The sequence below is a fragment of the Olleya sp. 1-3 genome (genome assembly GCF_002836085.1).
GTDB lineage: Bacteria > Bacteroidota > Bacteroidia > Flavobacteriales > Flavobacteriaceae > Olleya > Olleya namhaensis.
In genome coordinates this window covers 18,928-45,566 of sequence record NZ_PJBW01000006.1, presented here as the reverse complement: position 1 = coordinate 45,566, position 26,639 = coordinate 18,928, and the positions used below count along the sequence as shown (strand labels likewise).

General features: G+C 32.4%; 25 protein-coding genes and 1 riboswitch. Of the genes, 8 read left to right on the top strand and 17 right to left on the bottom strand.

The window, feature by feature from the left end:
* Positions 1-16: 16 nt before the first annotated feature.
* The 6 genes from CXF54_RS07970 to CXF54_RS07945 all read right to left on the bottom strand — a co-directional run bounded on the left by CXF54_RS07970 (position 17) and on the right by CXF54_RS07945 (position 6,106).
* Positions 17-571, bottom strand: coding sequence for an acyl-CoA thioesterase (locus tag CXF54_RS07970; protein WP_090839623.1), 555 nt, complete (start codon positions 569-571; stop codon positions 17-19).
* 2 nt (positions 572-573) lie between these two features.
* Positions 574-939 (bottom strand): 6-phosphogluconate dehydrogenase, encoded by a 366-nt coding sequence (locus CXF54_RS07965; protein ID WP_090839621.1) that lies wholly within the window; start codon positions 937-939, stop codon positions 574-576.
* A 12-nt stretch (positions 940-951) separates the two neighbouring features.
* Positions 952-2,337: a DNA recombination protein RmuC gene (gene rmuC, locus CXF54_RS07960; RefSeq protein WP_101203148.1), complete on the bottom strand. Its 1,386-nt coding sequence runs from the start codon at positions 2,335-2,337 to the stop codon at positions 952-954.
* 698 nt (positions 2,338-3,035) lie between these two features.
* Entirely contained in the window at positions 3,036-3,830 is a 795-nt protein-coding gene (locus tag CXF54_RS07955) for an ABC transporter ATP-binding protein (RefSeq protein WP_101203147.1), read from the bottom strand.
* A gap of 44 nt (positions 3,831-3,874) precedes the next feature.
* Entirely contained in the window at positions 3,875-4,900 is a 1,026-nt protein-coding gene (locus CXF54_RS07950) for a FecCD family ABC transporter permease (protein ID WP_101203146.1), read from the bottom strand.
* A gap of 48 nt (positions 4,901-4,948) precedes the next feature.
* Complete coding sequence (locus tag CXF54_RS07945) at positions 4,949-6,106, bottom strand: ABC transporter substrate-binding protein (RefSeq protein WP_101203307.1); 1,158 nt, start codon at positions 6,104-6,106, stop codon at positions 4,949-4,951.
* Positions 6,107-6,288: 182 nt separating this feature from the next.
* Positions 6,289-6,484, top strand: a riboswitch (cobalamin riboswitch).
* Between the two features lie 29 nt (positions 6,485-6,513).
* Here CXF54_RS07945 and CXF54_RS07940 point away from each other — a divergent pair.
* Together CXF54_RS07940 and CXF54_RS07935 are read left to right on the top strand one after the other, a co-directional pair.
* Entirely contained in the window at positions 6,514-8,349 is a 1,836-nt protein-coding gene (locus CXF54_RS07940; protein ID WP_101203145.1) for a TonB-dependent receptor plug domain-containing protein, read from the top strand.
* A gap of 23 nt (positions 8,350-8,372) precedes the next feature.
* Entirely contained in the window at positions 8,373-9,425 is a 1,053-nt protein-coding gene (locus tag CXF54_RS07935) for a DUF5074 domain-containing protein (RefSeq protein WP_090839612.1), read from the top strand.
* Between the two features lie 93 nt (positions 9,426-9,518).
* Here CXF54_RS07935 and CXF54_RS07930 read toward each other — a convergent pair whose 3' ends face one another.
* Positions 9,519-10,238 (bottom strand): ATP-binding protein, encoded by a 720-nt coding sequence (locus tag CXF54_RS07930; protein ID WP_101203144.1) that lies wholly within the window; start codon positions 10,236-10,238, stop codon positions 9,519-9,521.
* 67 nt (positions 10,239-10,305) lie between these two features.
* On the bottom strand, positions 10,306-11,748 hold the full coding sequence (locus CXF54_RS07925) for a S41 family peptidase (protein WP_101203143.1): 1,443 nt from the start codon (positions 11,746-11,748) through the stop codon (positions 10,306-10,308).
* Positions 11,749-11,858: 110 nt separating this feature from the next.
* Here CXF54_RS07925 and CXF54_RS07920 point away from each other — a divergent pair, with 110 nt between their 5' ends.
* From CXF54_RS07920 to CXF54_RS07905, 4 genes are read left to right on the top strand one after another with little or no spacing between them, the layout of a single operon-like run.
* Positions 11,859-12,368, top strand: a complete 510-nt coding sequence (locus CXF54_RS07920; RefSeq protein WP_090839605.1) for an RNA polymerase sigma factor — start codon at positions 11,859-11,861, stop codon at positions 12,366-12,368.
* Complete coding sequence (locus CXF54_RS07915) at positions 12,355-12,828, top strand: hypothetical protein (protein WP_101203142.1); 474 nt, start codon at positions 12,355-12,357, stop codon at positions 12,826-12,828. The genes CXF54_RS07920 and CXF54_RS07915 overlap by 14 nt, the downstream gene beginning before the upstream one ends.
* A 37-nt stretch (positions 12,829-12,865) precedes the next feature.
* Complete coding sequence (locus CXF54_RS07910; protein ID WP_101203141.1) at positions 12,866-13,432, top strand: DUF4252 domain-containing protein; 567 nt, start codon at positions 12,866-12,868, stop codon at positions 13,430-13,432.
* A 4-nt stretch (positions 13,433-13,436) separates the two neighbouring features.
* Positions 13,437-13,979, top strand: coding sequence for a DUF4252 domain-containing protein (locus CXF54_RS07905; RefSeq protein WP_101203140.1), 543 nt, complete (start codon positions 13,437-13,439; stop codon positions 13,977-13,979).
* Between the two features lie 263 nt (positions 13,980-14,242).
* Here CXF54_RS07905 and purB read toward each other — a convergent pair whose 3' ends face one another.
* Positions 14,243-15,586, bottom strand: a complete 1,344-nt coding sequence (gene purB / locus CXF54_RS07895; protein ID WP_101203138.1) for an adenylosuccinate lyase — start codon at positions 15,584-15,586, stop codon at positions 14,243-14,245.
* A gap of 91 nt (positions 15,587-15,677) precedes the next feature.
* On the bottom strand, positions 15,678-16,241 hold the full coding sequence (locus CXF54_RS07890) for an adenylosuccinate lyase (protein ID WP_101203137.1): 564 nt from the start codon (positions 16,239-16,241) through the stop codon (positions 15,678-15,680).
* A 35-nt stretch (positions 16,242-16,276) separates the two neighbouring features.
* Between CXF54_RS07890 and CXF54_RS07885 the strand changes: the two genes are divergently transcribed.
* On the top strand, positions 16,277-16,750 hold the full coding sequence (locus tag CXF54_RS07885; RefSeq protein ID WP_101203136.1) for a heme-binding domain-containing protein: 474 nt from the start codon (positions 16,277-16,279) through the stop codon (positions 16,748-16,750).
* Between the two features lie 28 nt (positions 16,751-16,778).
* Positions 16,779-18,020 (top strand): glycosyltransferase, encoded by a 1,242-nt coding sequence (locus CXF54_RS07880; protein ID WP_101203135.1) that lies wholly within the window; start codon positions 16,779-16,781, stop codon positions 18,018-18,020.
* Between the two features lie 176 nt (positions 18,021-18,196).
* Here the strand turns inward: CXF54_RS07880 and CXF54_RS07875 are convergent, their stop codons facing one another.
* The 7 genes from CXF54_RS07875 to CXF54_RS07845 form a co-directional block, all read right to left on the bottom strand.
* Positions 18,197-18,643 (bottom strand): KTSC domain-containing protein, encoded by a 447-nt coding sequence (locus tag CXF54_RS07875; protein ID WP_101203134.1) that lies wholly within the window; start codon positions 18,641-18,643, stop codon positions 18,197-18,199.
* Between the two features lie 184 nt (positions 18,644-18,827).
* Entirely contained in the window at positions 18,828-20,531 is a 1,704-nt protein-coding gene (locus CXF54_RS07870; protein WP_101203133.1) for a sodium:solute symporter, read from the bottom strand.
* A gap of 111 nt (positions 20,532-20,642) precedes the next feature.
* Positions 20,643-23,171: a PIG-L family deacetylase gene (locus CXF54_RS07865; protein ID WP_101203132.1), complete on the bottom strand. Its 2,529-nt coding sequence runs from the start codon at positions 23,169-23,171 to the stop codon at positions 20,643-20,645.
* A gap of 265 nt (positions 23,172-23,436) precedes the next feature.
* Positions 23,437-24,516, bottom strand: coding sequence for a magnesium/cobalt transporter CorA (corA, locus tag CXF54_RS07860; protein ID WP_101203131.1), 1,080 nt, complete (start codon positions 24,514-24,516; stop codon positions 23,437-23,439).
* Positions 24,517-24,525: 9 nt separating this feature from the next.
* Positions 24,526-25,056 (bottom strand): mechanosensitive ion channel domain-containing protein, encoded by a 531-nt coding sequence (locus tag CXF54_RS07855; RefSeq protein ID WP_101203130.1) that lies wholly within the window; start codon positions 25,054-25,056, stop codon positions 24,526-24,528.
* A gap of 32 nt (positions 25,057-25,088) precedes the next feature.
* On the bottom strand, positions 25,089-26,015 hold the full coding sequence (locus CXF54_RS07850) for a septum formation inhibitor Maf (protein ID WP_101203129.1): 927 nt from the start codon (positions 26,013-26,015) through the stop codon (positions 25,089-25,091).
* Positions 26,016-26,045: 30 nt separating this feature from the next.
* Positions 26,046-26,639, bottom strand: coding sequence for a Maf family nucleotide pyrophosphatase (locus tag CXF54_RS07845; RefSeq protein ID WP_090839572.1), 594 nt, complete (start codon positions 26,637-26,639; stop codon positions 26,046-26,048).

Genomic DNA, 26,639 nt, shown 5'->3' with positions numbered 1-26,639 from the left:
TGAAGGCTTTTTTTATTTAAAAATTTTCGGGTAAGTCTATCCTAACCTTGTGTTCTTTTAAAATAGGCAAGTAGTCTACATGAGAGAAGTCTTGATGATCAAACTCATATTGACGTTGTTTTTTAGTTTCCATACGCTTGATAGCTTTTAAAAAACGTTTCACTTCCACTTTATCATTTAAAATAAGACCTGGAACTTGCTGTGATTTGCCATCTTTATCCTTAGATACCATGGTAAAGTAAGAGGAGTTACAGTGTTTAACAACGCCTGTTTGTATGTTTTCTGCAATGACCCTAATACCAACAACCATAGACGTATTACCTACAAAGTTTACTGAGGCTTTCATGGTTACTAATTCTCCAACTTCAATAGGACTTAAAAAATCGACAGTGTCTACACTAGCGGTAACACAATAACTTTTAGAGTGTTTAGACGCACATGCAAATGCTATTTGATCCATTAAATTTAGGATGTAACCACCATGTATTTTTCCACTAAAATTACTGTGGGAAGGCAACATTAATTCTGATATGCTAATACGCGAAGCATCTGCTTTTTTATAATCTTTCATAATTAGTAATTAGATCGGCGTTCTTTATCTTCTTCTACTTTAGTAATAAAATATTTTGTGTCACCTAACCAAAAGAAGGTTTTGTAACGTTCAAAATACGTCAGTTTTACAAATTTACCTTGCAAACGGTTTAAATCTTTAATCACCTGTTTTTCTTTGTCCTCTACAGAGAATTCAAAAAGTTGCGCTTCAGAAACGCCTTGGCTAACTTCGCCTTCCCAGGTTTTAAACATCACACCTTTGCTACTAAACTTAACTAATTCTCCTGCTCGTACACCTTCGCTATAAGTAGCAAAATAGATAAAGGCAAAATATCCAGCTATTATAAGCACAATAATAACTAGTGTTTTTATTAAAAATTTGATCATATTTTTGTTTTTTTAATCGTCAGATTCTGCTCTTTTTATTATTGATTCTGGCAATGCTTTTTTAGCTTTTGCACCCAGTTTTTTTATTTTTTCGACACTAGTAATTAAGTTTCCTTTTCCTTCTACTAGTTTATTCATGGCAGAAGAATAGTCTTTTTTAGCATCGTCTATCTTTTTACCAACGCCAGTTAAGTCCTTGACTAAACCTTCAAACTTATCGTAAAGCGCACCAGCTTGTCTTGCAATTTCGATAGCATTTTGTTGTTGCTTTTCGTTATTCCACATGCTATCAACCGTTCTTAAGGTTGCTAATAGGGTAGAAGGTGTGACTATAACTATGTTTTTTTCGAAAGCTTTATTGTAAATCGAATTATCTGCATTTATCGCCACAGCAAAAGCAGGTTCTATGGGGATAAATAGTAATACAAAATCAGGACTTTCTATGTCGTATAAATCCTCGTATTTTTTCTCAGACAATTGGTCAACGTGTCTTTTAATAGAATTGATGTGCGCTTTTAAATATAACTCACGTTGGTCATCTTCTGCATTAACGTAACGTTCGTAATCTGTTAAAGACACCTTACTATCAATAATCATTTTTTTATTGTCAGGTAAGTGTAATACAATATCTGGCAACACTCTAGAGCCATCTGCTCTAGTAAAATTTTGTTGTACAAAATACTCTCTGTCTTTTTCTAAACCTGATTTTTCAAGGACACGTTCTAAAACTAATTCGCCCCAATTTCCTTGCATTTTACTATCCCCTTTTAAGGCTCTAGTCAAGTTGGTAGCTTCTTTAGTCATTTGTTGGTTTAAATCTTTTAAACCTAGTAATTGTTCTTTTAAAGCACTATGCATACTGATACTTTCCTTTTGAGTATCATCTACTTTTTTCTCGAAGGTTAGTATTTTTTCCTGTAGAGGATTTAAAATATTTTTGATATTTTCTTTATTCTGAAGTGTGAATTTCTCGCTTTTTTCATCTAAAATTTTAGTTGCTAATAACTCAAAATCCTTGCGTAATTGTTCTTGACGTAATTCGACTTCTTCCTCACGTTTTAGATTTAATTGCTGTAAGTTTTCAAAATCTGCATTTTTTCTAGCTAAATCTTCATTTAAAATATCCTTTTCACGACGGATGCCTTCGCGTTCTATTTCAATTTTAGAAATAGATTGTTTTAAATCTTGTAATTGGGTGTTAAATGTTGCGTTTTGTCTTTCGCTTTCAGCGGAATAAAATTGTTTTAAGTCCGACAATTGCTGTTGTAAGTTGGTATTACGCTCTTCCAAGGTGCTTTTTTCGCTTTTACTTTTTAGTTTAGTGAATAGCATACCCAAATAACCACCAATAGCAGCAGCAATTAAAATAGCAAGAATAAGGATAATGTTGTCGTTCATTTAAGGTAAAAGTAGTTTGGTCAAAGATAGTTAATTTGTCTCTCAGTGAGAAGTCAAGTATTTTATAAGTTGAATACTTATTCTTGTAGCTTCAGAAAGTAATTAATGGTCTTATTATATGGTATTATAATAGATATTTCATACCCTTAATTAATGTGTGATACTGAAACAAGTTCAGTATGACGTGGTTTATTGCTATGTAATTTTAATGCACATGAAGTAAGTTTATTGAGGATGTTTCAAAAGCATAATTAATGTGTGATACTGAAACAAGTTAAATATGACGTGGTTTATTGCTATGTAATTTTAATTCAGATGAAATTAGTTCTATTGAGGATGTTTCAAAAGCCTAATTAATATGAGATACTGAAACAAGTTCAATATGACGTGGTTTATTGCTATGTATTTTTAATTTAGATGAAGTAAGTTTATTGAGGATGTTTCAAAAGCATAATTAATGTGTGATACTGAAACAAGTTCAGTATGACGTGGTTTATTGCTATGTATTTTTAATGCAGTTGAAGTTAGTTCTATTGAGGATGTTTCAAAAGCTTAATTAATGTGTGATACTGAAACAAGTTCAGTATGACGTGGATTATTGCTATGTATTTTTAATTCAGATGAAGTTAGTTTTATTGAGGATGTTTCAAAAGCTTAATTAATGTGTGATACTGAAACAAGTTCAATATGAAGTAAAATTACTTTTTAACCCTAAAACTGCCTGTTTTTTCATCAAAAACAATCATATCTTCTGGGAATAGCTTAGAAAATGCTCCTTTTTCGATTAAATTACAAGGTGTGTCACTTACAATGCCCTGTTCTGACATGACAATCATGCTGTCGCATAATTGGATGGCTAGATCAATTTCGTGAGACGAAAACAAGATGGTTTTTCCGGTGTCTTTTGCTAATTTTTGAAGCAGTTTTAGGATGTATGCTTTATGATACATATCTAAATGCGACGTCGGTTCGTCTAGAATAATTAAATCTGTGTCTTGTGCTAAAGCACGTGCTATCATTACCTTTTGAAGTTGGCCATCACTAAGCTCGAAACATTTTTTATGTTTTAAGTCGGCTATTGTCGTTTGGTCAATTGCTTTATTGATAATTTCTAAATCTTTATCAGATAAGTTACCAACCCAATTGGTGTAAGGTTGACGTCCTAGAGCAACCAATTCAAAAACAGTTAAATTTTTTGCAGCAATAGGCTCCGTTAATACTAAGCTTAAAGTCTTTGCAAGTTCTAAGTTAGAAAATGTTTTTAATTGTTTTTCATTAATAAAAACAGCACCATTAATAGGAGGTTGTACTTTAGTTAACGTTTTTAATAACGTAGATTTTCCTATTCCATTACCACCGACTAAACCGACTAATTCGCCTTTATTTAAAGCAATAGTAATGTTTGACGCCACTATAATGTCTTCTTTTTTAGAAGCATAACCTATAGTCAGGTTTTCAGTTTTAAGGATGGTATGTTTTATATGTTCTGGCACTATCTTATTTCTAATTAAAAAGTTGCGTTGTTTTTATTATTATTTTAAAATACCATTTTACGTTGTCTAACCAATAACCAAACTACAACTGGCGCACCAATTAAAGAGGTAATAGCGTTAATAGGTAAAAGGTAATCTGTGTTTGGTAATTGTGCTATGCTGTCGCAAATTAGCATAATAATAGCACCAAATAAAAAGACTGCCGGTAATAATGTTTTATGGTTTGAGGTGTTAAATACCTGTCTTGTTACGTGTGGTATTGCTAAACCTATAAAGGCAATTGGTCCTGCAAACGCAGTGATTGTACCGGCTAATAGGCTAGTGGCGATAATAATAAGTAAACGACTTTGTTTAATGTTTAAACCTAAGCTTTTAGCATAGTTTTCTCCTAATAACAAGGTGTTTAAACCTTTTATGGATAACACGCTAAAAATAACTCCAATAACATAAATAACTGTAAAAACTTGTACTTCGGACCAGTCTAAATCGCCTAAACTACCAAAGCCCCAAAATATATATTGTTGTAACTGTTCTGCACTACTAAAGTATGATAGTACGCTGACTATTGCTGCTGTAATGCTACCAAACATTAACCCTATAATTAAAATAGCCATGGTATCTCTAACTTTAGAGGATACGATTAAAACTAATAGTAGGACTAAAAAACTACCTAAACTGGCTGCAATTACTAAACTCCATTTTGTTAGTAAAAACGTGGCAAGAAAACCGCCAAAAATACTGCTCCCTAATATTACTAAAGCGACACCAAGACTGGCTCCAGAGGTAATACCTAAAACAAAAGGTCCAGCCAATGGGTTTCTGAATAACGTTTGCATTAATAATCCTGAAATGCCTAAACCGGACCCTACTAAAATGGCAGTAATGGCTTTTGGTAAACGGTAGTTTTGAATAATGTATTCTTTGCTTGAAAGTAACTCAGTATCCGTAAAAAAACTACTTACAATAGTTTTAAAAGAAATAGAAATAGAACCCAAGCTGATGTTAACACAAAAAAGCACTAACAGTATAACTGTAAGTACTATAAATGGTATTGTGTAATTTGTTTTCAATAGTTTCTATTTTTGTCTTGGTAATTGGATACTGTAACTATGAGTTTTCTAGTTTAAAGGTCTAAAAAAGTAAGTTTTGTAATCTGGTAGTAATTCTGGATGACAAATTTTAATAATATCTTTTAGAACTAAATCAGGTCTTGCTAGACCAAGCTCGTAATATAATACACCTCCAGTTTTACCAGTTGTGTTTGCAAACGTATATATGTTATTATTTTTAAAGGCGTCAAATTGTGTGTAATGTGTATTGGCTTGTTTTAAAGCATCCATAGTTGGGTAGTAAGAAGGGCTTAACCAAAGGTTTGCACTTTTAGCTTTTTCAAAAACAGTTTCAAAACTTAGCGCTAAACTTCCAGCACCCGCAGTATCTGCATATAAATAGTCTACATTGGCATCTTTTAAAAATTGTGCTTCGGTACTTGTTCCGTTAGGTAAATACCAAACGTCTTTATGCATTGCTCCACTTAAAACTGTTGGACGATTCTTTACCGTTTTTGCTAGTTTTTGTGCAGCTTTATAATCTGTTTCGATAGTCAAGAAGATTGCATTAGCTTCCTTGGTTTTGTTATACAATGCCCCAAAAAATTTAATCCATTCGGCTTTAGCTAAAGGTGATTTTTCTACCCAATCGCCATTATATATAACGGGTATATTTGCTTTGCTAATTGTGTTTAGCGATTTACTTGTACCATCAACACCAAAGCCAATCACGACATCTGGTTTTAAACTTAGTAAAACCTCAGTATTTAAACCTTCGTTTTTACCTAATTCTCTAATACTACCATTATCTATACGTTGTCTTGTTTTTTCTGAAGAGACATAATCAGTTCCAGGAAAACCTATTAAAGTTGCTTCTTCATTTAATAATTCTAAAGCCGGAATATGTGTCGTGGATGTCACCACAATTTGTTTTACAGGTGTTATTATTATGCCATCATATTCGTCTTTCATAAACGATGTTTTGGCTGCGTTTTCTTTAGAAATCAGTACATACTTGTATGCTTTTTCGGCATTGGGCCAAGGGTTATTGACTTCTAAAACTGAAAAATTATTGTGGTTTGTAATATTAAAACCTTCAGCGTAAGCGATACTATTTTTAACGTTGTCTAAAGGCGGAAGCTTAACGCTAATACCTTTGTCTTCTTTGCAATTTAAAAAGAAAAACGTTGAAATTAAAAGGAGTAAAATAGGTTTGTTTTGTAACATTAGTAACACTTTAGCGGAATAGTTTCCTGTAAATTTATATAAAATTTTAGTCATGAGGGACGGTTCAAATTTAACAATATATATAGTAGGAGGAATTATATTAGTGCATTTTTTAGTGGGCTTTATTTATTTAATCTATAAAATGAATAAGAAAAAATAGGTAATACATTATTTTAAATAGTATTTTTGCGACGAATTTTGGTTTCATTCAAACTTTATTTGAATGGATTAAAAGGGAATCTGGTTTAATTCCAGAACTGTTCCCGCAACTGTAAGCTATAACGCTTGTTATTACACTTCATGTCACTGTCTATATTAGATGGGAAGACCAATAGCAAGACGCAAGTCAGGAGACCTGCCAAATTCATCATCTAACTAGATCTTCGGGAGAAGGGTCTTTAAGATTTATGAAAAAAACAATTATATTATTACTTGCTGTATGTTTTAGTGTTGTGTCTTTTGCACAAACACAGTTGGACTCTATCCAATATTTAGATGTTATTGAGCTTAGTGATATTAAGTTGAAAGCCTTTACTAATACACAAACAGTTTTAAAACTGTCCGATAGTATCATAAAAAAAGGAAACTCTTTACTGACACATTTACTTAATAATAATAGTACTATTTACTTTAAAGAAAATGGTTTTGGTATGGTGTCTTCGCCATCGTTTAGAGGGACTACAGCCCAACAAACAGCAGTGATTTGGAATGGTATTAATATTAATTCTCAACTTAATGGGCAAACCGATTTTAGTACAGTAAATACTAAACTATTTGATAATATAGATGTTAGAAGTGGAGGAGGAAGCGTGTTATACGGTAGTGGTGCTATTGGTGGATCTATCCATTTAAATAATAAGATTGCCTATAATAATACAGATTCTCATTATGTGGGCGTTAACTACGGAAGTTTTAATACTATTAATAGTACTTATAAAGGGCATTTTTCTACAGATAAATTAAGTATTAATGCTAATGTTAGTTATTTAAAATCGGATAATGATTACGATTATGTGGATAGCAATAAGAGCAATTTAAATGGCCAATTTTATAGTAATACTATTGGTTTAAATTTAGGGTATAAGTTTAACGATAACAATATAATCAAGGCTTACAGTAATTTTTATGATGGTCAGCGTCATTTTTCTTTACAATTACCAACAGAAACACCATCTAAATATAAAAATCGGGATTCTAGAAATCTTTTAGAATATGTAGGGTTATTTGGCGGCTTTACTTCAAAATTGAAAGTGGCTTATTTAACGGAAAGTTATAAGTATTTCTCTAATATTGAAAGAGATGATTATACCGATGGAGGTGTGAATACTTTAATTTTAAAGTATGATTTATCTTATAAACTAGGCGACAATATTACTATTAACCCAGTTTTAGATTATACACAGAATACAGGAGAAGGTTCTAGCATAAGCAAAGTAAAGCGCAATGTAACAGGATTTAATTTGTTGTTTAAACAAGAGGTGACTTCTGATTTTTTATATGAAATTACTACAAGACAAGAAATAACAGATAATTATAAAAGTCCTTTTTTATATAGTTTAGGTTTAAAATATGATATCTCTGATGCTTATACGATAACACTTAATGGGTCTAAGAATTATAGAGTACCAACGTTTAATGATTTGTATTGGCAAAGTGGAGGTAATCTAGATTTAAAACCAGAAACCTCTTATCAATTAGAATTAGGGAATACTTTTACTTTTAAAACAGTAGATTTTTCTGTTACAGGTTTTTATAATGATATTACGGATATGATCAGATGGTTGCCAACCACTACTGTTTGGAGGCCTATAAATACAGATCATGTTAAAACTTACGGTGTAGAAGCGCAATTAAATGCAACACATTATTTTGGTAAAAACCAATTGACTTTAACTAGTAATTATGCCTATACTATATCAGAAGATCAGCAACGCAATGCACAATTAATTTATGTGCCTTATCATAAAGCAACTGCGACTTTAGGTTATAATTACAAACGATTATCCGCATATTACCAATACGTATTTGTGGGAGAGGTTTTTACACAATCAGATAACAATCCAAAGTATAATATTGATGCGTATTATTTATCTAATTTAGGTATCGACTATACTTTAGGTAAAAAGAAAAATATTACGGTTGGCGCACAGTTAAACAATATTTTTAACCATAATTATCAAAGTGTGTTAGGGCGATTTATGCCTGGAACACATTTTACTACATATTTGAACTTTAATTTTTAAACACTAATAAATAAAACAGTACAATGAAACAATTTAAAAAAATATTATTCTTAGCAGTAGCAAGTGCTTTTTTGCTAACCTCTTGTAGTAACGATGATGATATGATACCGTTTGATTCTGAGCCTTTAGGTGCTTATGAAGATGGTTATTTTGTATTAAATGAAGGAGGAGGTAACTCTGTTACAAATTCTATAATTTTTATTGGTGAAGACGGAACAAGAACTGATGATGTTTTTAGAATAGAAAATCCAGATGCTGAAGAGATGGGGATTTATATTCAGAATATCTTTTTTGACGATACAAGAGCATTTATCGTTGCAGGAAGTGGGTCTGTAACTGTTGTTAATCGTTATACTTTTGAGTATATCACTACTATCAGCACTGATTTAGAAAGTCCAAGATATGGTGTTGTTGTAGACGGTAAAGCGTATGTAACTAATAACGCTAGTTTTGCTTCTGTAACGGATGATTTTTTAACTGTAATTGATTTAACAAATTATTCTACTTCACAGGTATTAATTGGTAACTATTTGGACCGTATAGCGGCTGTTGGAGATAAAGTAATAACGACTAACAACCAATATGGGTCAGAACATTCTGTATCTGTAGTAGATACTAATACTTTAACAGTAACGGATATAGATTTAGGCGCAGGTAATACATCTAACTCTATTGCAGTATCAGATGATGTTGTTTATGTTTTAACAGGTTCTGGAAAATTTATGGAAATAGATTTAGATTCTAATACTGTTGCTAGTACTGTAGATATACCAGCAACTATTTCAGGAACTAAAAATTTAAATATAGATGATGACGCTGTATATTTTACTTCAGAAGCATCTGTATATAGTTTTAATTTAGGAGATACAACAGTATCAGAAACACCTATTTTAACTTATAACTCTACATCTGCTTATGGTGTAATGTACGGTTTTGCAGTAAATGATGATGTTATTTATATTGGTGATGCAGCAGATTTTGCTTCTAATGGATCATTTTATGAATACTCTACATCAGGTGCTTTATTAAGTTCTAATATTGCAGGTAGTGCTCCAAACGGGTTTTACTTCAACTAAGAAATAGTCAATAAAAAACCACAAACCAACCAACCATTAAAAAGCCTCTAAATTATTTAGAGGCTTTTTTATGGTTTATATTTTAGGTGATAGTTACGGAATTAAATCGCAGTACCAAACACCATAGGTTTCGGCATCACTTTTACAGATATCATTATCATCGGTTTTAGGTGCATTATATTCTCGGTATACTTTTTCTCCAATAGTAAACGGGATTGGGTTTTTAAAGATTGGCCCATCAAAACAAAAGGTATGGAATTCGCCATTTTCTCCGCAAGGATCAACACCTTCAGGTAGGTTGTCTATAAAATGCTCGTCAATAATAGTCCCAACAAAATCTTGATCAAAGTATTTAGAATTAGCACAAACCACTATGGTTTTAAAACCAAGCGCCAAAAACTCAGTAATAAGTTGTGTTGTATCGCGCTTCCATAACGGAAATACAGTTTTTATGTTTTGTGTGGCCAGTTGGTTTTCTCTATACACTTTTAAGTCCTCTAAATAGATATCGCCAAAAGCACTATGTGTAAAATTGTCATCTTTTAACGCAGTCACAGCCTTTAGCATGATGTCTTCATAAGTTTCCATACTTGGCATTTCTGGAAGTTCTATTAGACTGGATTTAATATTTAAAGCCTTAGTTTGTGCAGTTAGCAACTCTAGTCTTAAGCCATGCATGGTCACACGATTAAAATGTGTATTAACTGTTGTAATTAATTGCTGGACAGTGTAGTCGTCGTTTTGCAATAAATAGTAAAGGGCTAAGGCCGAATCTTTGCCAGTGCTCCAATTAAAGTATGTTTTATGGCTCAATAGGTATTGGTTTTAATTATAGTCTAAAAGTAAAAGCCTCTAAATAATTTTAGAGGCTTTATAAATTTTATTTAAAGATATTGGGAATATCGTCAGAATCAAGATACATATTGTCTCTTGTTAATGTCTGCAAGTTAGAACTTTTATTAATTCTAAATTTAGAAGACGCTTCAGTAGTCGTACCAAATCTTCCATTACCTGTTAAATGTTGTATTGCTCTTGCTAATAAAGGTTCGTCTTGTTGTCCTAAAACACCATAATTAGATACGGTTTCTTCTAAAAGAATAGTAGGTTGTAAACCGGCTTCATATTGATAAAAGCCATCTGCATTTTCATTTTTACCAACTAAAGGTTGCATAGCCCAAGTATGGCTTGGGTTAATTCCTGTTGTACAAGAATATGCGCAGTCAGGGCTGTCGTAAAGTGTTATGGAAAATTCGTTTTTTCCTCTGGTTGTATTTCCAATATGTATTACATCCATATAAGGTGTCAAACCGTTAATTACTAGCTCGCTGGCAGAAGCAGAAGTACCTTGTGCTAATATATAAACCTTATTAAGGTTAAGCGTGTTTATAGCTGTTCCGTCGGATAATTGATCTACAAAGTTTCGGCTCACATCTTCATCTGATAATGCGGCTTGTATTTTGTCATTCCAACGTTGTTTTAAAAATAAGTTACTAGTTGGTTCTCCAGATATCATACTTGATAAGTTAATTGCAGATCCTACACTTCCTCCTGGATTGTAACGTAAATCAAGTACTAAATCTTGAACACCTTCTGCAACAAATGTTCCAAAAGCATCATTTAATTGTTGGTCAAAATTACTTGTAAAGCGGTTATACATTAAATAACCTACTTTAATACCGTCTACAGTAAAGGTATTTGAAATTAATACAGGATTTTCTTCATAAACTTGTTTAGTTAATGTTACCGTTTCTCCTGTAAGTACTAAATTATTAGTGGTATCTAATTCGGCTAGACCGATAGTATAGGTATCGTTATCTGCAAACAATAAACCTCCAAAATTACTTTCTGTTAATTGTACGCCATCAACGGTTAAAAATAACATACCACGTTGCAACGTGCTTGATGATGCGCTAGTATTTGGTAGGATATATTGTACGGCACCAAACACATCAGGACCACCGTTTATGGTACCAAGTCCAAACTCCATTCCGTTACTTTTAGAAATTCCGTTAAGAGAGTTGTTTAGTGTAAAATAATCATCCACAATCCAGCTAAATCGATCTTCGTTAAATAATAAGTTATCAAAAAGGGCGTCTGGTGTACTGTAGCTATCTAAAAAAGTAGCGTATTCCTGAGCGTTAGAAAATCTATCATCTGCTAAATCAGGGACATCATTTTGCCAGAAGTACCAAAGGTTTAAACCTTTCCACACAAAATCCTTAATATCTGTGTTAGCTATAGTGTTATCATCTTGATCTTCAAAACACGCAGTAATACTAAGACATAGTAGTAATAGCATGGCATATATCCAAGTCTTTTTCATAGTCATAATTTAAATTTTTCTTTATAAAAGTACTTACTTTATTTTATATTGAAAATTAATTGTAACAAATTTAATAGTCGTTCGTCGTATTAGAAACCAACCAACCAAAAATGACACAGTTAGAGTTTTTAAAAATAGTAATGCCTTTTAAGGATAAGGTCTTTCGTTTAGCCAAACGGTTGCTAGTGTCTCGTGAAGAAGCAGAGGATGCTACACAGGAGGTGATATTAAAATTATGGAAGAATAAAACTAAGATTGAAAACTATAAAAACGTGGAAGCATTTTCCATGACTATGACCAAAAACTTTTGTTTAGATAAATTAAAATCGAAACAATCACAGAATTTAAAAATTGTACATAGCAATTACCAAGATCATAGTGTTGCATTGCAAAGGCAAATAGAAGTAAATGATAGTTTAGAATGGGTTGCTAAAATTATCGAAGACCTGCCAGAACAACAAAAAATGGTTGTGCAACTAAGAGACATCGAGCAATATGATTTTGATGAGATTGCAAAAATGTTGGACATGAACCCTACAGCAGTAAGAGTAGCATTGTCAAGAGCAAGAAAAATAATAAGAGAAAAATTAACAAGTACACATAATTATGGTGTTAAATAATATAGAAGACTTACTAGAAAAGTACGAAGATGGCCAAACCACTTTAAAGGAAGAAGCACAGTTAAAAAACTATTTTAAGCAAGAGACTGTTGCACCCCATTTAGAGCATTATAAAACTATTTTTGGTTACTATACAGTAAACCAGCAAGAGACTTTTACTAAAAACGTACCACTAAATACTAAAAAGAAATTTAATTCTAGATGGTTAAGCGTTGCAGCAGTAGCAGTTTTAATGGTTGGTATTTACTTTAATAGACCTAAAGAAGATGTGATAACAGATGCGGATAGGTTAGCTTATAATCAAGCCAAATCGTATTTGCAATTGGTATCTAAAACCTTTAATAAAGGGACTACACAAGTCACTTATTTAGGAGCTATTTCTAAAGCTGGCACACAAGTTGACTATTTAAAAGAAATGGAAAACCCAATAGGTCGCATTTTAAAAATTGAAAAACACTAAAAATTTAATAAACCAAATAATTTAAAACACAAATACAATGAAAAAATATATAACAATAGTAGTAATGGCAATATTAATGATGCCATTAACAGGAATGGCTCAAGATATCTTTGAAAAATATAGCGATAACGATCAAGTAAGTTATGTGTCTATAAAACCTAAAATGTTTCAAATGTTAGCCAAAATTGACATAGATACGGATGATGCAGAAGCAAAAGCCTACATGGAAATGGTTAATAGTATCACTAGTTTTAAAACTATGGCTACCGGAGATAAAGAGATTGCTAAAAACATCTCAAAATGGGTTGCTACACGTAGTAATTCTTTAGAGGAGCTAATGGAGGTGAAGGACAATGGTGTTGCTATGAAGTTTTACGTAAAACAAGGTAAAGACGAAGACCATGTAAGCGAATTACTGATGTTTATTAATGGATTAGAATCGGTTACAAAAGATTCTGATATAGAAATTAATGGAGAAAAGCGTACCATCGAAACCGTTGTGATCTCTTTAACTGGAGATATAGATTTAAATCAAATTTCTAAATTAACTCAAAAAATGAACCTTCCAGGAGGCGAAGAGTTAAAAAAGAAAGCTAAAAAATAAAACCATGAAATCATCAATCAAACTAATTGTAACCTTTTTAACACTTGCTTTAGTGTTAGTAGGTTGCAAAGACCAGAATTCAGTTCAAACCTATTTTGTAGACCATCAAGAGTTACCAGACTTTATGTCCTTTGATATTTCTACGGACGTAGTAGATTTTTCTAAAGCTAATTTAACAAAAGAAGAACAGGAAGCGTATCAGTCCGTAAGTAAGCTGGATGTTTTAGCGTATAAATCTAAATCGGGAAGTATAGCGGATTATAATGCAGAGTTAGCTAAAGCTAAGATTGTATTTGAAAACAAAAAATATGAAGAACTAATGTCTTTTAAAGACAAAGGGGTTAGCGTAAAAGTGAGCACTGTTGGCGATAATAATGAAATAGACGAGTTTTTGGTCTTAGCAAGCTCTAAAGAAATGGGATTTACTATTGTAAGAATCATAGGGGACAATATGAGACCAGAACAGTTAATTAAGCTATCAGAAAAACTGCAGAACGCAGATATCGATCAAGCACAATTTAAAAGTCTAATGACATTTTTTAAATAAGATACTATAGATTAGTAAACATAAAAAAAGGCTTATCCATTGGATAAGCCTTTTTTGTTATTTATCGATTTTTGATTCGAAAAAATCATCATCCGTGTCCGATTTTTTTATCAGAACTATGTTAACAATTACCATTAAATAGGCAACAAAAGTAATCCCCATATAAAGCGGGTTATTTAAAAAACCGGTTATTCCTCCCACAAAAAACAAACTTAATGTGATAATGCAAAAGGCCATGCTACTCTTGTCGCTAATCATAATTATTATATTCCTGTATAGTTACTTGGTGATATTGCTTTTAATTCTGTTTTAATAGCATCACTGACCTCTAAAGTATCAATAAAATTTGAAATAGACGCTTTATTTATAGCTTCATTAGTTCTAGTTAAGCCTTTTAAAGCCTCATAAGGGTTTGGATAACCTTCACGTCTTAAAATAGTTTGTATTGCTTCAGCAACAACTGCCCAGTTATTTTCTAGGTCTTGTGCAAATTTAGGCGCATTAAGTAATAGTTTACTTAACCCTTTTAAAGTCGATCCAAAACCAATTAAAGTATGTCCAAACGGTACACCAACATTACGTAAAACCGTACTGTCTGTTAAGTCACGTTGTAATCTTGAAATTGGTAATTTTGCAGATAAATGTTCAAATATAGCATTGGCCATACCTAAATTACCTTCACTGTTTTCAAAATCAATAGGATTTACTTTATGTGGCATTGCGCTACTACCAACTTCACCTTTTTTAATTTTCTGTTTAAAATAATCCATAGATACATACGTCCAAACGTCTCTATCTAAATCTATAATAATAGTATTGATACGTTTTAAACAATCAAATAAAGCAGCCATATGGTCATAATGCTCTATTTGTGTAGTTGGAAAAGAGTGTTGTAAACCTAACTTTTCTTGTACAAAACTACCTCCAAAAGCTCTCCAATCAATATTAGGATAAGCGACTTTGTGTGCATTAAAATTTCCGGTTGCACCACCAAATTTAGCAGCACTTGGTATGTCATTTAGTAAGTTAAATTGCTCTTCCATACGGACTGCAAAAACTTCAATCTCTTTACCTAAACGTGTTGGAGAGGCAGGTTGACCGTGTGTTCTAGCTAGCATCGGGATATCTTTCCACTCTTCAGCAAGACGTTTTAATTCGTTTAAAACATTAAAATATTCTGGTACGTAAGCCTCATTCATTGCGTCCTTAATACTTAAAGGAATAGCAGTGTTGTTAATATCTTGTGACGTTAGTCCAAAGTGGATAAATTCTTTAAATTCACTTAAACCTAAAGCATCAAACTGTTCTTTAATAAAATACTCAACCGCTTTAACGTCATGGTTAGTTACTTTTTCAATATCCTTTATAGCTTGTGCATTTTCGGTAGTAAATGATTTGTAAATGTCGCGTAAAGCTTCAAATTTACTACTATCTACACCGCTTAGTTGAGGTAAAGGTAATTCGCAAAGGGCAATAAAATATTCAATTTCGACTAAAACGCGATATTTTATTAAGGCTTCTTCAGAGAAAAAATCTTGTAATTTTTCAATTTTATTTCGGTAACGACCATCAATTGGAGAGATCGCATTAAGTTGATTTAAAGACATATAAATAGTTGTTTTTTAACAAGCTATAAATATAGTTTTTTTAGCGGGAAGACTAAAGGATTACAGTTTAAGAATTTGATAAATTTTGACCTTATTTTTTTAACTTTTTAAATATTTGCTTTGCTCTTGCTTTAAAAGCAGCACTTTGAGATGCAAAATCACGTTCTAGAATAGTCATTAATTCTGGATACACCCAATCGTATTCTTTTCCAAATAAAAACAAACTGGTCATAGCATAGGCTTTTGGAGCCACTTTGGCATCTTTAATTAACCAGTCAAAGCAAGCTTCAATAATTTTTTCCCGATGCCTCGGAAGTAAGGCCTTTTTTATCTCAGAAGGCGATTTTCCATAGTAAGCTTTTGCTAGGTATTCGCAGATTTTTGCAACTGGTCTTTCTGCCGAATCTAAATGGACCAATCCCATATTTTGGGTAAATTGATCTAAGTAGGGGATTAGTGCTTCTAGGTTTTCTTTACACATAAATTCTAAAATCCATGCTGCTCTTGGCGAAATCTTATCATCAACCCGAAACAAAACATCTAATGTTTTAGGAATTAAACTGGTGTCAGAAAGTAGCATTTGAGCATAGTAGAGACGCTTTTCCCTAGAATGGTTGACATAATTTAATTCTTGATATAAAGCGTCCGTATTCAAAGATTTCTTACTTTTAGCCCATAAAAATACTGAAAATGAAAATATTTAAGAAGATTGGTTTAATTTTATTAGTGGCTTTAGTGATAGCACAATTCTTTTCGCCAGAAAAAAATGAAGGAAACACTGAGGATTTAATCGCTTTTTTTACAGAAACAAAGCCATCTGCTGAGGTCAGAAATATATTAGAAACAGCATGTTTGGATTGTCATAGTAGTAACACTAATTACCCATGGTACAGTAAGATTACGCCAGTTAACTATTGGTTAGCAGATCATATAGAGGATGGTCGTAAGCATTTTGATGTTTCTAAATGGTCAGATTATTCTATAAAAAAGAAAGACCACAAATTTGACGAATTAGCAGAAGAAGTAGAAGAAAAGAAAATGCCATTACCAAGTTACACTTGGGCACATGGTGATGCTAATTTAACGGATGCGCAAATAAAAGCCATCGTGGAATGGGTAGAACAAGTAAGAGTAGGTTATGCTTTAGCACCACAACCTCAGTAATAATTATTAATTTTTTAATCTCCCTAATTTGAATCAAAAACTATTAATTATAGGATTTGTATGGCCAGAACCTAAAAGTTCTGCTGCTGGTAGTAGGATGATGCAGCTTATTGAAGTGTTTCAATCTGCTAATTATGATATTACTTTTGCTTCTGCTTGTGCCAAAACAGACAATGCATTTGATTTGTCTAGCATTAATGTAAACACGGAAAATATTGTACTTAACGATAGTAGTTTTGATGTTTTTGTAAAAGAGTTAAACCCTTGTATGGTTTTATTTGACCGTTTTATGGTTGAAGAACAATTTGGTTGGCGTGTAGCAGAACAATGTCCTGATACATTAAGATTATTAGATACAGAGGATTTGCATAGTTTACGTAAAGGACGTCAACAAGCCTTGAAGGATAATTCAATGTTTGATATTAGTTATTTGCAAAACGATACTGCAAAACGTGAAATTGCAAGTATTTTACGTTGTGATTTATCGTTTATTATATCTCAAGTCGAAATTGAAATATTAGTTAATCAATTTAATATTGATGAGCATTTATTATATTATTTGCCATTTTTACTAGATCCTATTTCTCCTGAAACACAAAAGAAAAGTCCTAAATTTAAAGATAGAAATCATTTTGTAACCATTGGTAACTTTATGCATCCGCCTAATTTTGATGCGGTAGTATTTTTAAAAACAGAGATTTGGCCACTTATAAGAAAGGCATTACCAAAAGCAGAAATGCATATATACGGTTCTTATGTGTCAGAAAAAGCACAGCAACTAAATAAACCAGAAGACGGTTTTTTTATCTTAGGATATACAGATAATGTTAAGGAAGTTATGGAGCATGCTAAAGTATGCTTAGCGCCTTTACGTTTTGGAGCTGGATTAAAAGGAAAACTTATTGATGCAATGGAAGGCGGAACACCTTGTGTTACAACAACTATTGGGGCAGAAGGGATGTATGGTACTTTAAAAGACACTAATGCATTTATTGAAGATGATGCTAAAGCTTTTGCTAAACAAGCAGTAGAGTTGCACTCTAATAAGATTTATTGGAATGGAAAACAGAAAAACGGTTTTATGATTATAAACACGTTATATGATAAAGCTATTTATACAAAAGACGTTTTGCATACAGTAGAAACTTTGTTAGCCGATTTACAATCGCACAGACAGCAACACTTTTTAGGGCAAATACTAATGCATCAAACCATGCAGAGCACTAAATATATGAGTAAGTGGATTGAGGAAAAAAATAAGGATAAGTAGTTTTTTTGAGTTAAAGGGCAAAAGTTAAAAGGGAGAAGACAAAAGCTATTAGTTGAAATAAGAAAAACTTAAAAGTTGTAAATCTCTTGATTAAACATAAGTAACAAAAAAAGAGCTTCAGTTTTAAACTGAAGCTCTTTTTTTATGTAATAAAAGAAAGGATGTAATTTGCTTAATTATGCAGTAACATCGCTCTTTTTAATTTTTCTGAAAGGAAAAGAATTAAAAATACTACGCTTAGCAAAACGTGTTTGTTTATCACTTTGAGAAAATTTGATATATAATGCTTTGTTTACACCAAAGTACTCGTAAGTATCTCCGTTTAAAAAAGTAACTTCTAAAAGTAATCCTTTATGTTTCCAATCCATAATTGGACTAGTAACAGTAACAGCATACTCTTCTTTGTTAGCTTCAACAGTCTCTGGAGACATGCTAACTAAAAAATGGTAACCATCAATTACTTTTCTACTCATTAATTCAGCTTCTTGAGCTTTTTCATCTCCTGCTTGAAATTTATCAGGGTGCCACTCTTTAACTAAATTACGGTAAGACTTTTTTAATGTTTTTAAAGATAAATCTTGATCTACGTTAAATAGTTTTTTATACTCATTAATGCGCTTCATAACAGGTGCTTTTTTTAATAAGGCGCGAAAGTACTCTTTTGTTTTGAATTGCGTATTACAAAGTTGCTAAAAATTGCATTTTTTACTGTTTTTACTTAAAATCAGTAGGTTATATTATCAAATTGTCGTGTTTAGAATTTTAATTATCAGATTTTGTTACTGTTTCATGTTTACAAACTAAGCTCTAAATAGTTGCTTTATCAGTACTATTAAATAGTGCCTGAATTATAAAAGCAATAGCCATTACAATAGCACAACCTACAAAGTTTAACCATAAAAAGGGTAGGTTAATTATTTCATATTCATCTAAAAAGAACAATCCAATCACTAATACTTGCGTTATTAATGCTGCAATAAATACAGCATTGGCTTTAATCTGCTTAAAGAAAAAGGCTAATAAGAAAATACCAAGGACGTTACCATAAAATATAGATCCAATAATATTAACTAGTTGTATGAGGTTTTCTGCTAAATTGGCGACGCAGGCGACTCCAATAGCCATGATACCCCAAAGTAGCGTAAACCCTCTAGAGGCTTTAACCATTTCTTCGTCAGTTTTTGGGCCGACTCTATGTTTATAAAGATCTATTGTTGTTGTACTCGCTAAAGCATTAAGCTCTGAAGCTGTACTAGACATAGCAGCACTTAAAATAACTGCTAATAATAATCCGATTAAGCCTTTTGGTAAATTGTTTAGTATAAAGTGTATAAACACATAATCCTTATCATTACTCTCTACTTTTAAACCTTTAGATTCTCCTGCTTTTTTTATTAAGTCTCTAGCATGCGCTCTTATGGTATCACTTTTAGCGTTATAACTGGCTATTAACTCTTGGTTTACCGTACCATCTGCTTTTGCAAATGCTGAGATGGTTTCTTTTTTAAGGTCAAAAATTTCTTTTTGTTCTAATTGAAGCGCATTATATTGGTCTGCGTATTCTGAATTTAATACAACTTCTGTTGCGGTAGGGTTAAAGTTTACTGGTGCTTCGTTAAATTGATAAAATACAAAAACCATAACACCAACTAACAGAATAAAAAACTGCATTGGCACTTTAAGTAATCCGTTAAAAATTAATCCTAAACGCATTTCTTTTACAGATTTCCCAGATAAATAACGTTGTACCTGACTTTGATCTGTTCCAAAATAAGAAAGCATTAAAAACGTACCACCAATTAATCCACTCCAAACAGTATATCTATTATTTAGGTCGAAAGAAAAATCTAACACCTCCATTTTACCACTTGCTCCTGCAATGTCTAGTGCTTTTTTTAAGGTAATATCATCAGGTAATTGGTTTAATATTAAAATGAAAGCAATAACCATTCCTGTAAAAATTACAACCATTTGGTGCTTTTGAGTCACATTTACTGCTTTTGTACCTCCAGAAACAGTGTAGATAATAACTAAAACACCTATAATAATATTTAATAATAATAAATTCCAACCTAAAACAGCCGATAGGATTATAGCAGGTGCAAATATTGTAATTCCTGCTGCTAATCCACGTTGTATTAAAAACAGAACAGATGTTAGGGTACGCGTTTTACGGTCAAAACGATTCTCCAAAAACTCGTAAGCCGTGTATACTTTTAATCTGTGGTATAGAGGAATAAACACCATACAAATCACAATCATAGCAATAGGTAATCCAAAATAAAATTGAACAAATCCCATCCCAGAGTGAAACGCTTGTCCTGGTGTGCTTAAAAATGTAATAGCACTAGCTTGTGTAGCCATTACAGATAAACCTATGGTCCACCATTTACTATTACTACCGCCTTTTAAAAAATCTTGTACATTTTTACTGCCACGGGTTTGATAAGTCCCATATACAACAATGGTTAATAATGTTCCAATTAGGACAATCCAATCTAAAGTTTGCATAATTTAAAACAGTTTAGTGATTAAGTAAAACGCAACGATATATAACGCATTTGCTACTAAAAGCACTGTGTATAATGGTTTCCATTGGTATTTTGGTTGGTCTTGCATGATTTAGTTTTTTAATCCATTATCATTAATACTATTTTCTTTTCCTATACTTAACATATTAGCAAATAATCTGTAAGAACCAGAAACACCTGCAGGAAATTCTCTAAAAAAGCTTAATCCTGTATAGATGTAGTGTCCTTTTCCATGTTTAGCGACTAATAAACTTCCAGATTTAGCAGTTTCGTCTTTATCATGCATAGATAAGATAGGGGTAAATTCTGGAGCCCATTGGTCCGGAAAATATAAACCACGTTCTTGTGTCCATCCTTCAAAATCTTTAGGCGTTATTTTATTTGGAAAATTTAAGACGTCATGTTCTGGAGCAAGTAATGTAACTTCAGCATTTTCGTCCGTAACACGATCTCTTGATAATTTTAAATCGTACGGTGCAATTTGATCTGTTTTTAAACGACGATTAGTGTTGTATTGTACAATCATATTTCCTCCTTTTTCAACAAAATCGAATAAAATATCTTGCTTAAATTTTAATGCATCAACAATATTATACGCTCTAATTCCTACAACAACTGCATCAAAAGCACTTAACCTTTCGGCAGTGATTTCTTCAGGTTTTAAAACCATAACGTTGTATCCTATCTGTTTTAAACTTTCTGGAACAACATCTCCAGCACCTTCTATATAAGCGATATTTTCACCACGCTTTTGGATGTCTAATCTTACTATTTTGCTTTCGCTTGGTAGTAATACCGTTTGAAACGGAATATGCTCGTAATCTATCTCAACTAGCTCTTTAGTATAAACGTTGGATCCAACATAAACCATAGGGCTTAGTAGTCCTTCACTTTGATTTTTTGGAGGTATAACTGTAAATATTAAGGTTTGTTCTTGACCTTTGTTTGCGATTTCAAATTTTTGCTTTTCAGGAAATACTGACCAACCTTTTGGATGTGCTATAGAGACATAACCATCTAAATTATCTTTACCTGCTTTTACCGTAACTGGAATGTCTTTTTGTTGATCATTCTCAAAAATGATTACTTTTTGGTCTATTTTAGCTGATGCTTCTGGAATAATTTCAAAAGGACGGTATAATTCACCTTTATCAGGTTTTGAATAACGGTAGATCAGGTCTTTAGTTATTGTTAACGGGTAACCATTAATATTTAAATTAAAATCTATAGTAATAGCACGAGGCGTTTCTGGCTTACCAATTAAGTTTTTGTCTTCTACTTTATACATTCCTAAGCTTCCTTTTTTGTTTAACCAGTAAGGCGCTGTAGGTTGTAATTTAGAAGCGATTGTAATTTGCTTTTTTAACTCCTGCTTATCGTTAGGCGTTAAAAGTAATGCTGAATTGTTTTTTGAATTGTTGTTTGAAATGGTGTAGCTTTCTAGTGTAATAACAGCTGCGCTTCTATTTAAGGCTTCAATATTTACATCAATAACTTGATCTGTTGCACTATTGGGTGTGCTTGCCGATGCTTCTAGGTATAAACCAGCACACGCTTCAATTATTTTATTAATTTCTTTTAATTTTTGAGTTTTCCATTGTGGGCTATCAATACCTTCAATTAATTGTCTGGCTTGTAATAATTGGTCTAAATGTGAGGCCGGATTTTCAAAATTAAAGTTAGTTTCAACAGTTTTTAAAATAGCTTCAATTTTTTCTCCTCCTGTAACTCTTGTCCAAGTCGTATTAATACCATCAAAAATATTGGATTTGTCTTTTGGTAAATCTCCTTTAATTAATTCGATATATTCTGTTTGGCTACCTCTTTGAGATAAACGTCCAAAACCTTGACATAAATGCTGACTACTGGCAAGTGACGCGATTTCGTTGTTTGATAATCCTAAAGATGGATAATACACACCAATATCAAAATTTAGAAGATTGGTTTTGTCTGCTTCATCAAATTTTTCTTGGCTACCATAAAACCACCAAGAGGTATTAAAAAATTCGCGTTGTGGTTGCCAAGTTCCGTATTGCTTAACTTGATCAGGGTAGGCGTTTTTATCGTTTGCTAAATCAAAAGCTTCCACACTTAACATTGCAGAACTTGTATGATGACCATGCGTTGTTCCTGGGCTTCTGTGGTCAAATCGATTGATAATTATATCTGGCTTAAATTGTCTAATGGCTAAAACAACATCGCTAAGGACTTCGTTTTTATTCCAAATGGCTAGAGTTTCGTCTGGGTGTTTTGAGTAACCAAAATCGTTAGCTCTAGTAAAGCGTTGTTCTCCACCATCTGTGCGTCTTGCAGCTAGCAATTCTTGCGTACGTATAACACCTAATAATTCTCTGATTTCTGGTCCTATTAAGTTTTGTCCTCCATCACCTCTTGTTAAAGACAGGTAAGCTGTACGTGCTTTTACATGGTTTGACATATAAGATATTAATCTTGTGTTTTCGTCATCAGGATGCGCTGCTAAGTATAAAATCGAACCTAAAAAGTTTAGTTTTTTAACCGCTTGGTGTATTTCTGAGGCATTTAGTTTTTCTGGTTGTTGTGCTTGGGAAGACAATGAAAAGCACAGTAATAATAGGAGCGAAGCCAATAATTTTTGCATGGTTGTATATAATAATTTGATAGTGTTTCAAATATAAACAAGTCATGTAGTGATTATTGTATTTTTAGTTTTCTTTAACTTAAATTAACAGTTGGCAAAAGGCAAAAGGCAAAAGGGGTAAGGGGTTAGAGAAAACAGATACTATAAAACAGTAATCTATAAATAAAAATAGTAAAGGTGCCGATTGGAAAAAAAATACCTCTTTAAATCTAAGATCTAAAGGGGATAGTTTTATATTATAATATTTATTTGATGTCTTATTACTTTATAACCACTTTTTGCGTTTAAAATAGACTATCATTCCTATAAAAATAACAATCATAACAGCCCAGACAATGTAATACCCATCTTGAGAGTCTAATTCTGGCATGTTTTTAAAATTCATACCATAAACACCTGCTATAAAGGTTAATGGAATAAAAATAGTAGCCATTATGGTTAATACTTTCATGACCTCGTTCATTTTATTACTAATGGTAGTCATGTACATATCCATTAAACTCCAAATCATTTCGCGGTAAATATCAATATTTTCTGTGACCTGAATAACATGGTCATAGACATCTCTAAAATAGTGTGTTGTTTTTTCGTCAATAAGACTTCCTTCGCTTTTTTCTAATCTATTAATAATTTCGCGAAGCGGAAAAATAGCACGTCTAATTTTTAGTATTTCTCGCTTTAAATTTTGTATTTGTTGCGAGATTTCTTCTTGTGTTAAACCGGTAAACAATTCGTCCTCTAAATCTTCGATTTTGTTCCCCATGGTTTCGATAATAGCGTAGTAATGATCAACTATAGCATCTATTAATGCGTATAATAGATAATCAGATCCTTCGCCACGAATACGTCCTTTTTTATGACGAATACGCTCTCTTAAACCATCAAAAACATCACCTTCGGCTTCTTGAAAAGTCAAGACGTAATTTTTACCCATTACCATGCTGACTTGCTCAGAGACAATAGTTTCTGACTCGTCATAATACATCATTTTTAAAACGATAAAAAAGTAGTCATTATACTCGTCTATTTTAGGACGTTGAGATGTGTTTACAATGTCTTCTAAAATTAACGGGTGTAAGTTATAATGTTGCCCAATTTTTTCGATTTGGTCAATAAAATTTAGGCCATTAAGGTTAAACCAAGTAACGGTTTCAGAATCTTTAAAATTAAAAGCATCTTCTACTGTTGGTAGATCAGCTTCTTTATACTCCTCATCACTATAATCAAAAGCATGAAGATGTAGTTTATTATCTGATTTATTACCTGTATATATTAAAGCGCCAGGAACTTGTCCTATCTGTTTTTTGTAATTTTGGGTACGTTTTTTTTGTCTTTTTTTAGCCATAATCTATAATTAATGCATGTCTCCAAAATCTTCGATTGCATCCTTTTGTACTAAAGTTACAGCTTTTTGCAGAATTAAATTGTTTGGATAGGTGACTAAGTCGCCATTATCTTGTCTTAAATGTAATTGAAATGCTCTAATATCCTCAATAATAGCTTCTATTGGTGCATCTTTATCATGAATTTTTATTTTGTCTCCGACCTTATATGGGAACGAAAAAAACATGATTATTCCAGATGTTATATTGCTCAGAATAGACCATATTGCAAATAAACCAACGCCAATAACTGCAAAAACAGAGGAGAATATAACTGCTAAATTTTCTAATTCTGCGCCAAGGATATAGGCCAAGAATAGTAAAAATATAAGAAGCAAGGTAAACGTGGTGTAGCGCGATATTAATCCAATCCTAGCATCATTGATCCCGCTGTTACGTCCAATTTTTTTTATCGAAATTTTTAAAATGGAACGAATAATAATAAATACAAGTAGCAGAATGGCAGAGCTACCAAATTCTGATTGTAAATGGTCTAAAAACATATGGTATTTTAATTATTTTGTAAATATAGTTTTTATTCCAATTTCAAGGTTTTTCTTAACTCTAAATCTGCATTACTTTTTTTATTCCAATAGGCTGTCTTTAATGTTGCTAATTTAGTGGCTTTAGAGGTTTTTCCATTTTGTGTGTCTTCCCAACTATGTATTTGATAAGGGAATTCTGGATTGTAGTTGATTATTAGTTGACGGTCTAAATCTTTAATAGTAAGTGTGTATTGTCCCGGCTTACTTTCCGCGAAAGCGTTATACGGTTTTAAAGGTGCATGGGTTAATCTGGTAAACTCTAAGCTTGGTATAATCTTGAAATTATCCTTAGGTAAACTACTAGGGTCAATACGTAGCTGCGTCCAAATTTGATTTTCTAAAACAGCTTTGTCTAGATTAAATTTTTGGTCTGCTTCACCTTGAAAATAGGAGTGCGATGTGATTTGAAATTGCTCGCGATTATTTAATTGGGTATATACATGCCCGCACCATTCTTGGACAGAAGTACTAACTTTTATAGCATGCTGATTGTTGGCAATCGGGTAAAACGTGCTTTGCATAATGCTATATGGATAAATACCTGTATTGAATTTTTTGGTGCTATTTAGCTTTAAAACATTAACATTTGTGGGATTGTTTTGGTCCGCTTTAACTTGTGTGTCTGCTAGAAAAGGTTCTGTAACAAAGACTAAAACAGCTGTTCCTTTTCTGTTTTCTCCATATCTAGATTGGTCTAATTGGTACGATGTTATCTCAGCTTCTCCTGCGTACCAGTAGTCGTTAAATTGCTTGTTAGGCTTAAAGGCAGGTGCTTTGCTAGCTATAGTGTTTACTGTTTTGACCGCTTTGATCGTTTTGACTTTAGCAATAGCCTTGTTATCTTGTTTATTTTGTGTGTTACAGCTAAAAAGTGCAAGGGTAGCTAATATGAAAAGCGAGTGTTTTAAGGGTGTCATAGTTATTGATTTAACTATAAAAGTACAATTCTAAAACTCTTCAGCAATGGTATTTAACGTTTCGTAAACAAGATGTGTTGGCATACCAACTACGTTAAAAAAGGAGCCTTCAATGCTAATAACGCCAATTTGTCCAATCCATTCCTGAATACCATAAGCGCCCGCTTTATCCAATGGTGCATAGGTTTTTACGTAGTGCCAAATCTCGTCATCAGTAAAGTCTTTAAAGGTTACTTTAGTAATAGCATTTACTGTTTTTTGAAACTTTTTGGTGTGAAAACACACAGAAGTAATTACCTCATGTGTTGCGTTACTTAGTGATTTAAGCATTTCAAAAGCCTCATCATTACTTTCGGGCTTCCCCAATGCTTTGCTTTTGTGCCAAACAATGGTGTCACTAGTTACTAGTATGTCTTTGTCTTCTAATTCTTCAAGGAAAGGTATTGCTTTTAATTCGGCTAAATAATCACTTATTTGGTAGTGTAATAAATGTTCTGAATAGTCTTCTTTTGTGTCTTTTAAACGGACTTCAAAATCTAAGCCTAAATCCCTGAAAAATTGTTGTCTTCTTGGAGATCCTGAAGCTAATATAATGTGTCTGTCTTTTAGTTTTTCTTTTAACAT